Below are 11,380 nucleotides of genomic sequence, written 5' to 3'. Positions count from 1 at the left end.
AAAAATAGGTTTGATATAGAATGGAGGGTTAGTCATGAAGCGAGTTTTTGGAATACTTGTTTGTTTCATGTTGCTATTTTCTAGTGTTTCAGTTGGCTTTGCACAATCTGAGAAAGCGCAGTCTGAGAAAACAGAAGTAGAAAAGACACCGAAGTTAGCGGAGGAAGCATCGTCAGCAATTGTTATTGAGCAAGATACAGGTAAAGTCTTATTTGAGAAAAGTCCAAATGAAAAACTGCCGCCTGCTAGTATGACAAAGATTATGACAATGTTGCTTATCATGGAACAAGTTGAAAAGGGAAAACTAAAACTAGAGGATAAAGTCAGAGCAAGTGAACATGCAGCTTCAATGGGTGGTTCACAAATCTTTCTTGAGCCGGGTGAAGAGATGACAGTGAATGAAATGCTAAAAGGGATTGCAATTGCATCGGGAAATGATGCATCTGTTGCGGTTGCTGAGCATATCGCTGGTTCAGAAGAAGGCTTTGTAAACATGATGAATAAAAAAGCAAAGGATTTAGGATTGAAAAATACACATTTTCAAAATCCAACGGGTCTTCCAGCGAAAGACCATTATTCAACAGCATATGATATGTCAATTATGGCGAAAGAGTTGATGAAATATCCACTCATTCGAAAATATACAGGAAAGTATGAAGATTACTTACGTGAAAATACAGAGAAAAAGTTTTGGCTTGTGAATACGAATAAATTAGTTCGTTTTTATCCTGGGGTGGATGGGGTGAAAACAGGTTTTACAACAGAAGCAAAATATTGTTTAACAGCATCAGCTGAAAAAAATGGCATGCGTGTCATTTCTGTTGTCATGGGAGCGCCAACATCAAAAGAACGTAACAACCAGGTAACAAAGCTCCTTGATTATGCATTTGGACAATATACAACGAAAAAATTGTATAAACGTGGTGAAAAAATTCAAACAGTAAAAGTAGGAAAAGGGAAGAAAGAAAAGGTAGATTTAGTTTCATCGGATAACGTATCTCTTCTGATGAAAAAAGGCGAGAATATGGACAAGGTAAAACAGGAAGTTATCGCTGAAAAGAAAGTAAAAGCACCAATTAAAAAAGGTGATGCACTCGGTACACTTGTTATAAAAAAAGATAAAGATGTTTTATTAAAGCAAACGATTGTAGCGAAAGAAGATGTTGCTGCAGCGAGCTGGTGGGAACTATTTAAAAGAAGTTTAGGGATGTTTTCAACATCGAAATAGAAGCAAAGGTATTACTACTTTCTTACCCTCATGCATGAAAAAGGTAGAATAATTGCTGAAAGATTCACATTATGACGAAATAGTACTTCTTTTGTCAGTAGGAAGGATTCTTATTTTATGTTCACGAAAACCTTATGTAAATGAGTCAAGTTTAAGCATAAGGAGGAAATCGTGTGAGTCTTTCCATGCATTTAGAAGTAAAGCGTGATGTCTTATGTGTTCGGCTAGCGGGTGAATTAGATCATCATACTGCTGAAGAGTTGCGAGCAAAAGTAACGGATATGATTGAGACGCATCGCGTTCATCATATTGTACTAAGTTTAGAAAAACTAACATTTATGGACAGTTCTGGTCTTGGTGTTATATTAGGCAGATATAAGCATGTTAAAGGTTTAGGAGGGGAGATGGTCGTTTGTGCAATCTCACCTCCTGTAAAGCGTTTATTTGAAATGTCAGGTCTGTTTAAAATCATTCGCTTAGAAGAAAGTGAAGCGCATGCGCTCGCGACATTGGGGGTGGCATAAATGAGAAATGAAATGAACCTTCAATTTTCAGCATTAAGTCAAAATGAATCGTTCGCTCGCGTCACAGTTGCTGCTTTTATTGCACAATTGGATCCAACGATGGAGGAATTGACAGAGATAAAAACAGTTGTGTCTGAAGCAGTCACAAATGCAATTATTCATGGGTATGAAGGGAATGCAGAAGGTGTTGTTTACATTTCAGTGATTTTGGAAGAAGCAATGGTGAAACTCACGATTCGAGATGAAGGGGTTGGCATTTTTAATTTAGATGAGGCAAGGCAACCTCTTTTTACAACTAAACCTGAATTAGAGCGTTCCGGAATGGGATTTACTATCATGGAAAATTTTATGGATGAAGTAGAAGTTATTTCAAATGAATCTTTCGGGACAACAATCCATTTGACAAAATACTTATCAAATAGTAACGCTCTATGCAATTAAGGAGAATTGCCTATGGACATTGAGGTCAGAAATGAGAAGAAGAAACCTCAGTTAAAGGACCACGAGTTAAAAGCGTTAATTCAAAAAAGTCAAGATGGAGACCAACAAGCAAGAGATACAATAGTCCAAAGTAATATGCGTCTTGTATGGTCAGTTGTGCAACGTTTCCTCAATCGAGGATATGAACCAGATGATTTATTTCAAATTGGCTGTATTGGACTCTTGAAATCGGTAGACAAATTTGATTTGTCTTTCGACGTGAAATTCTCAACCTATGCAGTTCCAATGATTATTGGAGAAATACAGCGATTTTTGCGTGATGATGGATCCGTGAAAGTAAGTCGTTCTTTAAAGGAGACTGGAAATAAGATTCGAAAGATGAAAGATGAGCTTTCTAAAGAATATGGAAGAGCTCCAACGATTAATGAGGTAGCAGAAGCGCTTGAGTTGACACCAGAAGAAGTTGTTCTTGCGCAAGAAGCGAGTCGCACACCATCATCCATACATGAAACAGTTTATGAAAATGATGGAGATCCTATTACGATACTAGATCAAATCGCGGATCAAACAGAAACGAAATGGTTTGATAAAATCGCTTTAAAAGAGGCAATTAGAGAACTGGATGAGCGTGAACGCTTAATTGTATATTTGCGCTATTATAAAGATCAAACTCAATCAGAAGTAGCAGAGCGAATTGGAATTTCACAAGTCCAAGTATCAAGGCTTGAAAAGAAAATATTAAAACAGATGAAAGATCGAATAGATGAATAGCCATCTATTCGATTTTTTTGCTTTGAACTAGAAACCAGTGATAGTTCAAATAAGATTGAGAAGAAGAAAAAATCGCATCTTATGTTACTGTTGTTATCCTTTCCAAAATCAAGAAATTTCATTCACCCAGAAGTATTTATGTAATTTATTGATAATTATGTAAATTAGGAATGTAATTCAAGTATAAACTTGTCATAGAGGGGAAAGGAAACCTTAATAAACCTCACTTGAAAGTTCAAAATATGAAAATAACGCTTCTAAAAAAATACAGTTACTTTATTCACCGAGTGATTATTCATTAAAAATCCAACGTGCAAAGTTCCATTTTATAAAAAAAGTTGTATTAGAAAATTTTCCAGAAACCATACTACAACTACGAGGAATAGTAAAGAGGTGAATGGAGTGGAGCGAACAATCTATCTCAAAATGCGAAATCGTCTGCAAGTATCCCCTTCATATGAGGTGAAGATTGAAGATATTGCACAAGTAATTGGGGATTCTGGCTTAGTAGAAAAAATAAAAAAGCAACTTGTCTATAAAATCACAAAACGTGATAAAACACATGTTGTAATTGATGCGATGAAAATCATTCAAGTGATTCAACAAACTACGCAGCATATACAAATTAATTTATTTGGTCCTGGGCAAACACTTGTAGAAATCGTCTATGAAAAAAAGAAAGTACACCCCATTTTCTTTGGATTGGTTTGGATGTTACTTTTTGTCGGTGCGGCTCTTGCGATTATTTATTTTCATGAAGATGTAAGTATGCAGCAAGTACACTGGCGCTTATATTACATGATTACGGGAGAAATCAACTATAAACCGCTCCTGTTTCAAATTCCGTATTCTTTAGGACTGGGATTAGGGATGGTCTTATTTTTTAATCATGTGTTTCAAAAACGAATTAATGAAGAGCCAAGTCCGTTAGAAGTGGAAATGTTCCAGTATCAACAGTCACTCGATCAATATGTCATGATCAATGAAAATAAAGAGAGTGCAAAACAAATCGCAGATGATTGAGTATGGAGTAGTCATAGTAATTGGGCTTGCTGGTGGGATCGCAGTTGGAGGGGGATATGTGGCATTTTTAGCTGTGCTTGGTGTAATCCCACGTTTAGCCCAGTTAACAAGGAGTGGCCATCGGGTTCAATTTTTTGAGTGGGCCGTAATTGGTGGTTCTTTGGCCGGAGCATGGTGCAGTTTAAGAGATATAACCTTTCAAACATCTCAGTATTGGCTCGTTTTACTTGGCTTATTTTGTGGAACATTTATTGGTATGCTTGCTGCGGCTTTGACAGAGGTATTGAATGTTTTACCTATATTAGCAAAACGAGTAGGCGTAGATGGGAAAATTGTCATTCTACTCGTTGCACTTGTACTTGGAAAGGTAATGGGCTCTTTATTTCATTGGATTTATTTTGCAAGATAGGAGGTATCAAGATGGCCCAAAATAAATTAAAAGATGATTACATAAATAAAGTAAAAAATTATCATCCAAAGCCAAATTATGTGATGAATTGTGTAAAAGCTTTTGTTGTAGGTGGACTGATTTGTACAGTAGGTGAATGCTTGATGAAATTTTATATGTATTATTTTCACTTTAATGAGCAAAATGCGGGAAATCCTACGATAGCAACACTTGTATTATTATCAGCCATATTAACTGGATTTGGTGTATATGATAAAATCGGTCAATTCGGAGGGGCTGGTTCAGCAGTTCCTGTTACTGGATTTGCAAATTCAATGGCAAGTGCGGCAATGGAGCACCGTAGTGAGGGAATTGTACTCGGAGTTGCTACAAATATGTTTAAGCTTGCTGGAAGTGTAATTGTATTTGGAGTTGTTGGAGCATACATTGTTGGTCTAATTCGATATACGTTTAAACTTTGGTTGTCTTAAAGGAGATTAGATATGAGATTGACAGGGAAGCAAACATGGGTATTTCAAAATAATATATTTGTGAATGCAACAGGTACTGCTGTCGGTCCAAAAGAAGCGGAAGGTCCTCTTGGAAAGTGTTTTGATATTTCATATGATGATTTGCATTGTGAGGAAGAAAATTGGGAGCTTGCTGAAAGAAGATTGATGAATGATTCAATTCAGCAGGTCATACAAAAGGGGGATATAAAGCCTTCGCAAATTGATTTTTTTTTAGCGGGAGATTTATTAAACCAAACCGTTACAGCAAATTATGTGGCGAGGGAGCTTGGGATTCCTTTTTTAGGAATGTTCAGCGCTTGTGCAACATCAATGGAGACACTAGCGATTGGATCGGCCTTTATTGATGGAGGTTTTGCTAATCGTGTGATAGCTACGGTTAGTAGTCATAATGCAACTGCAGAACGGCAGTTTCGTTATCCGACAGAATACGGGGGGCAAAGACCTGGTTCAGCAACTTCAACTGTTACAGGGGCAGGGACGGCTTTAATTAGTAAAGAACAGAGCAATATTAAAATAACGGCTGCAACCATTGGAAAAGTGCAAGATTTAGGAATTACAGATCCTTTTGATATGGGATCAGCAATGGCACCTGCTGCTGCCCATACGATTCAACAGCACTTTGAAGATTTAGGGAGAAGTGCAGCTGATTATGATCTTATCGTTACAGGGGATTTATCAGGTGTTGGGGCACCAATTACGAAGCAACTTTTACTTGAGGAAGGGTATGACTTAGGAAATGTATATAATGACTGCGGATTAATGATTTATAACAAGGATCAAGAAGAGGTTTTTGCAGGTGGAAGCGGTTGTGCCTGTTCGGCAGTTGTAACATACGGTCATTTACTACAAGAAATGAAAAAAGGAAACTTACAGCGTATTTTTGTAGTTGCAACAGGAGCGTTGTTAAGCCCGATTATGATACAACAAAAAGAAACGATTCCGACAATTGCACACGGCGTTGTATTTGAAAGGATAAAAGGGGTGTGAATTGTGGATTTTGTATACGCGTTCATCGTTGGGGGAGCTATCTGTGTAGTAGGACAGCTTTTATTGGATTTTGCTAAATTAACTCCTGCACATTTGATGGCAACTTTTGTAGTAATTGGAGCGGTTTTAGATAGCTTTGGACTATATGATAAGCTCATAAAATTTGCAGGTGCTGGAGCAACTGTTCCGATAACGAGCTTTGGACATTCCCTTTTGCATGGAGCACTAGAGGCGGCTGAAAAACATGGTTACTTAGGAATTGGAATTGGTATGTTTAGTTTGACTTCTTCAGGTATTTCAGCATCGATATTATTTGCATTTTTTGTAGCACTTATATGTAAACCGAAAGGATAAATCAAATGAGACGAAGGGTTATTTTGGTGACAGATGGAGATGAATATGCAAAGCGAGCAATTGAGCTGTTAACAAAGGAGTTTGGCGGAAGGTGTATTTCAGCATCGCAAAGTAATCCGACGAAATTGACAGGGAAAAAGATTGTGGAGCTAATTATGCAAACGCCATATGACCCTGTATTTGTCATGTTTGATGATAGTGGATTTATAGGAGAAGGTTCAGGTGAAAAAGCGTTAAAATATGTGGCAATGCATAAACAAATTGATGTTCTTGGCATTTTAGCTGTTGCATCTAATACACATCATTGGGAGTGGGCGCGTGTAGATGTCAGCGTAGATCGAGAAGGCAGATTAACAGAATACGGTGTTGATAAATTTGGACTTCCTGATGGTGAAATTGGGAGAATTAATGGGGATACGATTTATTGTTTAGATGCATTAAATGTGCCTGTAATTGTTGGAATTGGTGATATAGGGAAAATGTGTGGAAATGATGAGTGGGAGCGAGGATCACCAATTACCAAAAAAGCAATTCAATTAATTTTAGAAAGAAGTGGGTTTTATGACGAAACAGAAGAAAGTTAATATTCCGATTTCTTCCTTCTTGAGTGATAATGAAAATTATTTAAAACAAACAGTTGGGCTTGGCGTCACATTTGATGTCGGGATTCGTAAGTTTCAAATTCTTGATAAAGAAATCGGTGTATTATTTGTAAATGGATTGTGTGATACAAATTACCTCATTCACATTTTGGAAGAAGCAGTAGATACAAATGAAATAAGAGATGTTGAAGAAGATACAGTTAAGCTTTTAGAAAATCGCCTTATCCATCAACAAGTAAGTAAAGTAAAAACGATGGATGAGGTAATGTTACAAGTATTATCGGGACTTGTTATTATCTTTGTGGAAGGTGAAACAGAGGCCTTTGCAATCGATGTTCGTAGTTATCCAGGACGAACACCAACAGAACCAGATACAGAAAAAGTAGTGCGCGGGGCAAGAGATGGTTTTGTAGAAAATATCATTGTAAATACAGGACTAATAAGAAGGCGTATTCGCGATCCGCGCCTTCGAAACGAAATTATCCGGGTTGGGGATCGGTCACAAACGGATATTTGTATTACCTATGTTCAGGACGTTGCGAATCCAGATTTGGTAAAAATCATTAAGCAAGAACTAGAAAGTATTGAAGTAGATGGAATTACAATGGCTGACAAAACGATTGAAGAATTTTTAGTGAAGCAGGGTTATAACCCTTTCCCTCTTATTCGTTATACAGAAAGACCAGATGTAGCGGCAAATCATTTATTAGAAGGGCATGTATTAATTATTGTTGATACATCTCCAAGTGTAATGATTACACCAACAACTTATTTTCATCATGTGCAGCACGCAGAAGAGTTTAGACAAAACCCGGCAGTGGGTACATTTTTACGATGGGTTCGTTTTGTAGGTATTATATTTTCTGTGTTTTTATTGCCGTTTTGGCTCGTTTTTGTGTTCGATCCAACGTTGTTACCAGAGAAACTTGCTTTCATTGGACCAAATAAAATGACCCATCTCCCTATTATATTACAAATAATTATGGCCGATATTGGACTTGAGTTTTTGCGAATGGCATCGATTCATACACCAACTCCTTTATCATCAGCCACCGGCTTAATTTCAGCGATTTTAATTGGGCAAATTGCAATTGACGTTGGGTTATTTGTTCCAGAAGTTATTTTATATACAGCGGTTTCAATGATTGGAATATATGCAACACCAAGTTATGAATTAGGACTTGGAAACAAACTTGGAAAATTATTTGTCATTATTTTAACTGGTTTGTTCCATGAGATAGGATTTATAATTGGCATGACGATGTTAATTTTATTTTTAACGTCTATCAAAAGTTTACAAACACCATATTTATGGCCGTTTTTGCCATTTGACTGGGGGGCATTAAAAACAATATTATTACGCCCGGCCATGTCTAGTTTAAAAGTACGCCCAAGCATTGTACATCCACAAAATATACGTAGACAAAAATAAGCAGGAATCAATCTTCCTGCTTATTTTTTATTAGAAATTTAACGTATTTTAACAAAATCACAACATTTTTTTCGTACACTTAGAGTAGACATTGTGTATGAAAGGGGAAGAGGGCATGATTAAATTATTTGTAAGTGATTTAGATGATACACTTTTTTATAATGTAAGCAATATTCATAAGGAAGATGAAAAAGCACTTTGTTGGTTAGCGGAAAAAGGGACAAATATTTGCTTTGCTTCTGGTCGTTTTACGCATCGAATTCATGATGCAGTTAGGCAATTCTCATTTCCATATTACACGACAGGATTAAATGGTGCTACGATGCTATTACCAAACGGACAAATATTCCATGAATCGAAATTCAATGATGGAGTTGCCCAGGAAATATATCAATATATACATGAAAAAAGGCTAGCTGATATTGTGTGTGCAAAAGAGCAGAGATATACGAAAAAGAAAAATGAACATCATTATGTTTTTGAAGAATATATGGGTGTGCATATTGCTGAAATAGAAACATTAGAGGAGGAATTTGGTAAAACAATCCATCCTGCAAAGTTGTTTGTGTATGGAGAAGCAGAAAAGATTGTGACATTGGATCAAGAGCTAAGAGACACTTTTCATGAGCACGCTGAAATTTTTATTTCTGGAAAAGGATATGTAGATATTATGCCAATGGGGGTTAGTAAAGGAAGTGCTTTAAAACGTTTGATGGAGCATTTGAAAATTGAAGCGCATGAAGTAGCATGTATTGGTGATTCTTTTAATGACATTTCTATGTTTGAAGTAACACCGCATTCTTTTACTCTTCATCATGCACATCCATATGTGAAGGAAAAGGCATGTCATGTTGTTCGTTCTGTAGAGGAAGCGATTATGAAATTACCGTTGCTTATATAATAGATAAATTCATTTTGATTTTTCACATATAAGCTGCTATGAAAAACAAAAGGTGACATGCACTCGTTTTCTCTCTTTGTTTTCACTTGGTATGGGGCAGGAAGAGGATCTGACCGCTTCTATGCACGGCCAGATGCTCTCTTCCACCTAAAAAGAAAGATTTTATGTCGGCTTTTTATTACTTAAATAATGATTTAATAAAATCAATGATACTAGAGAAGAAATCTTTTACTTTATCTAGGAAGCCTTGTCCTTCTTCAGATCCTAAAAATGCTGAAACATGTTCTTTCGCTTTATTTAATTGGCTACCAACTTGGTTCCAGTCAATATTTAAATTTTTCATTTTATCAAATAATGAAACTAAGCTATCTAATTGCTCATCTGTTAGTGTAATACCAAGTTGATCAGCAATTTTTTTAATTAGCGCACGTAAATCTTCTGTTGTTTTTGGCTGTTCTTTAGCAATTTCTTCTTTTACTTTCGCAACAAGTTGAACAGCTTTTTCGTCACCAATTTTGTCACCAAGTTTCGCTGTTTGTACCATTTCTTCGTTGGCTACTTTTTTTACTTCTTCAGGAATTTCTTTTTTCGATGTTGTTTCGTAAGCCTTCATTAATCCTGTTAAAGCAGCTGTTCCTGATACTTTAAATGGTGCCGTGATTTGGATCTCTGCATCTTTAACACCTGCTGTGATGAGTGCGTTTGTATACATTGCATCTGTTACCCAATTAATGTTTTTCGCTCGCACAATAAGACCTGATCCTGGTTTTGTATACGTAATTATAGAAGAGGAAATAGCTCTCGTACCAATTTGTGCTTTTGGAACAATACCCTCTAAAAATTTATGTTCTTCCGCATTAGATACAGTAATAATTTGCGCATCTTTTGGCGCTTTCATTTCTTTTAAAAGATCTTGTTTTTGTTGTTCAGATAAATTTTCTCCTAATGTAACGATTGATTCTCCCTCAATCACGTCTGCAAATGAAGCTGTTGGGATCATAAACACCGTAACAGCTAGTAGCAAAGCTAATAGTTTCGTTTTCACGAAAAATCGCTCCCTTTCTCTTTCTGAAATTTGCGGGCAACACAGTAATTATAGTATATTTTTAAAATTTGTCATCCGTCTTCTTGCTGATTTTAAAAAAGAAGTATACAGATTGTCGGATTCTTTTTGTTTCTGAGCACGAATATGGTAATATAGTGCTGAGATAGTTGAAAGGAGACATATACGTATGAAAACTTTAGGATACATATTAATGGAGAATGGTGAAAAAATTGAATTAGAATTTTTCCCAGAAGAAGCACCGAAAACAGTTGAAAATTTCAAAAAATTAGCAGATCAAGGATTCTATAATGGTGTTACATTCCACCGCGTTATTCCTGGTTTCGTAAGCCAAGGTGGAGACCCAACAGGAACAGGTGCAGGCGGTCCTGGTTACTCTATTCCATGTGAAACTGAAGGGAATCCGCATAGACATGTAGTTGGATCACTTTCTATGGCACATGCTGGCCGTAATACAGGTGGTAGCCAATTCTTCATCGTTCATGAGCCACAACCACATTTAGATGGTGTACATACTGTATTTGGTAAAGCGACAAGCGGTATTGAAACAGTATTAAACATGCGTCAAGGCGATGTAATGAAAGAAGTTAAAGTTTGGGAAGAATAAATTGAAGAGAGCAAAGTGCTCTCTTTTTATTTTTTTACTGTTAAATAATCATCATTCAAAAGCTTTATATGATATTATGAGAAGATTGAAAACATGTAAGTATAAAATTTTGCTTTGTTCCATATTTGTAGTGGCAATCGGAGAAAAAATTTAAATTAAGAAAAGTTGTAATCTATAAACAGGAATTTGTGGGCAATATGCAGTAAATGATAAGAGAGAGTAAATGATAAAGTTATTATAGCTAACTAAATTGTTAGCGATAGAACTATTTTTGTAAAAATACATAGGATACAGTAAAGTTTTATTTCGTTATTCGTGGTTTATAAGTTTTGTAGTTCAATGCGTTATGCGAGAAGCTAAAAAGTTAGATGGAGTTTATTCATTAGCTTGAGAAAAGTAAATTCTCAATGAGAGAATTTCTTTTATTAATGAAAATAAAGGACTACTATACATTTGACTTTCCTACATTCTCTTTGTATGATTATCAAGTTGTTTTGGCAGCCCTTCTCACTATAGTGAAAATATT

14 protein-coding genes are annotated in these 11,380 nt (G+C 36.1%); 13 read left to right on the top strand and 1 reads right to left on the bottom strand.

What is annotated here, in order from left to right; all coding sequences use genetic code 11:
* Positions 1-34: 34 nt before the first annotated feature.
* The 12 genes from C564_RS0116660 (at position 35) to C564_RS0116605 (ending at position 9,184) form a co-directional block, all read left to right on the top strand.
* A complete protein-coding gene (locus tag C564_RS0116660; RefSeq protein WP_018766090.1) occupies positions 35-1,228 on the top strand; it encodes a D-alanyl-D-alanine carboxypeptidase family protein in 1,194 nt (397 codons plus the stop codon).
* 173 nt (positions 1,229-1,401) lie between these two features.
* Positions 1,402-1,752 (top strand): anti-sigma F factor antagonist, encoded by a 351-nt coding sequence (gene spoIIAA / locus C564_RS0116655; protein WP_016116162.1) that lies wholly within the window; start codon positions 1,402-1,404, stop codon positions 1,750-1,752.
* Positions 1,753-2,193, top strand: coding sequence for an anti-sigma F factor (gene spoIIAB / locus C564_RS0116650; protein WP_003200026.1), 441 nt, complete (start codon positions 1,753-1,755; stop codon positions 2,191-2,193).
* A gap of 12 nt (positions 2,194-2,205) precedes the next feature.
* Positions 2,206-2,964, top strand: coding sequence for an RNA polymerase sporulation sigma factor SigF (gene sigF / locus C564_RS0116645; RefSeq protein WP_003200028.1), 759 nt, complete (start codon positions 2,206-2,208; stop codon positions 2,962-2,964).
* A 402-nt stretch (positions 2,965-3,366) separates the two neighbouring features.
* Entirely contained in the window at positions 3,367-3,987 is a 621-nt protein-coding gene (locus C564_RS0116640) for a stage V sporulation protein AA (RefSeq protein ID WP_018766089.1), read from the top strand.
* The gene (locus C564_RS0116635) at positions 3,980-4,396 is read left to right on the top strand and encodes a stage V sporulation protein AB (RefSeq protein WP_003200010.1); all 417 of its coding nucleotides are present in this window, start codon (positions 3,980-3,982) and stop codon (positions 4,394-4,396) included. The genes C564_RS0116640 and C564_RS0116635 overlap by 8 nt, the downstream gene beginning before the upstream one ends.
* Before the next feature lie 11 nt (positions 4,397-4,407).
* Positions 4,408-4,866, top strand: coding sequence for a stage V sporulation protein AC (gene spoVAC, locus C564_RS0116630; RefSeq protein WP_016116157.1), 459 nt, complete (start codon positions 4,408-4,410; stop codon positions 4,864-4,866).
* A gap of 12 nt (positions 4,867-4,878) precedes the next feature.
* Positions 4,879-5,895: a stage V sporulation protein AD gene (spoVAD, locus tag C564_RS0116625; RefSeq protein WP_006095867.1), complete on the top strand. Its 1,017-nt coding sequence runs from the start codon at positions 4,879-4,881 to the stop codon at positions 5,893-5,895.
* A 3-nt stretch (positions 5,896-5,898) separates the two neighbouring features.
* Complete coding sequence (spoVAE, locus tag C564_RS0116620) at positions 5,899-6,249, top strand: stage V sporulation protein AE (RefSeq protein WP_006095866.1); 351 nt, start codon at positions 5,899-5,901, stop codon at positions 6,247-6,249.
* 5 nt (positions 6,250-6,254) lie between these two features.
* Complete coding sequence (locus C564_RS0116615) at positions 6,255-6,833, top strand: stage V sporulation protein AE (protein ID WP_026008598.1); 579 nt, start codon at positions 6,255-6,257, stop codon at positions 6,831-6,833.
* Complete coding sequence (locus C564_RS0116610) at positions 6,811-8,283, top strand: spore germination protein (protein WP_018766088.1); 1,473 nt, start codon at positions 6,811-6,813, stop codon at positions 8,281-8,283. The genes C564_RS0116615 and C564_RS0116610 overlap by 23 nt, the downstream gene beginning before the upstream one ends.
* Positions 8,284-8,380: 97 nt before the next feature.
* Positions 8,381-9,184 carry a Cof-type HAD-IIB family hydrolase gene (locus tag C564_RS0116605; RefSeq protein WP_006095864.1) on the top strand — a complete coding sequence of 268 codons (804 nt, stop codon included), beginning with the start codon at positions 8,381-8,383 and terminating at the stop codon, positions 9,182-9,184.
* Between the two features lie 178 nt (positions 9,185-9,362).
* Here C564_RS0116605 and C564_RS0116600 read toward each other — a convergent pair whose 3' ends face one another.
* Positions 9,363-10,229 (bottom strand): DUF1002 domain-containing protein, encoded by an 867-nt coding sequence (locus C564_RS0116600; protein ID WP_006095863.1) that lies wholly within the window; start codon positions 10,227-10,229, stop codon positions 9,363-9,365.
* Between the two features lie 187 nt (positions 10,230-10,416).
* On the opposite strand from C564_RS0116600, the gene C564_RS0116595 reads away from it, so the two are divergent.
* On the top strand, positions 10,417-10,854 hold the full coding sequence (locus C564_RS0116595) for a peptidylprolyl isomerase (RefSeq protein ID WP_003208377.1): 438 nt from the start codon (positions 10,417-10,419) through the stop codon (positions 10,852-10,854).
* Positions 10,855-11,380: the final 526 nt, after the last annotated feature.

It is taken from the genome of Bacillus sp. 105MF (assembly GCF_000374885.1).
GTDB classification, from domain to species: Bacteria; Bacillota; Bacilli; order Bacillales; family Bacillaceae_G; genus Bacillus_A; species Bacillus_A pseudomycoides.
The sequence above is the reverse complement of the archived record's forward strand: the minus strand, read 5'-3'. Positions and strand labels throughout refer to the sequence as shown.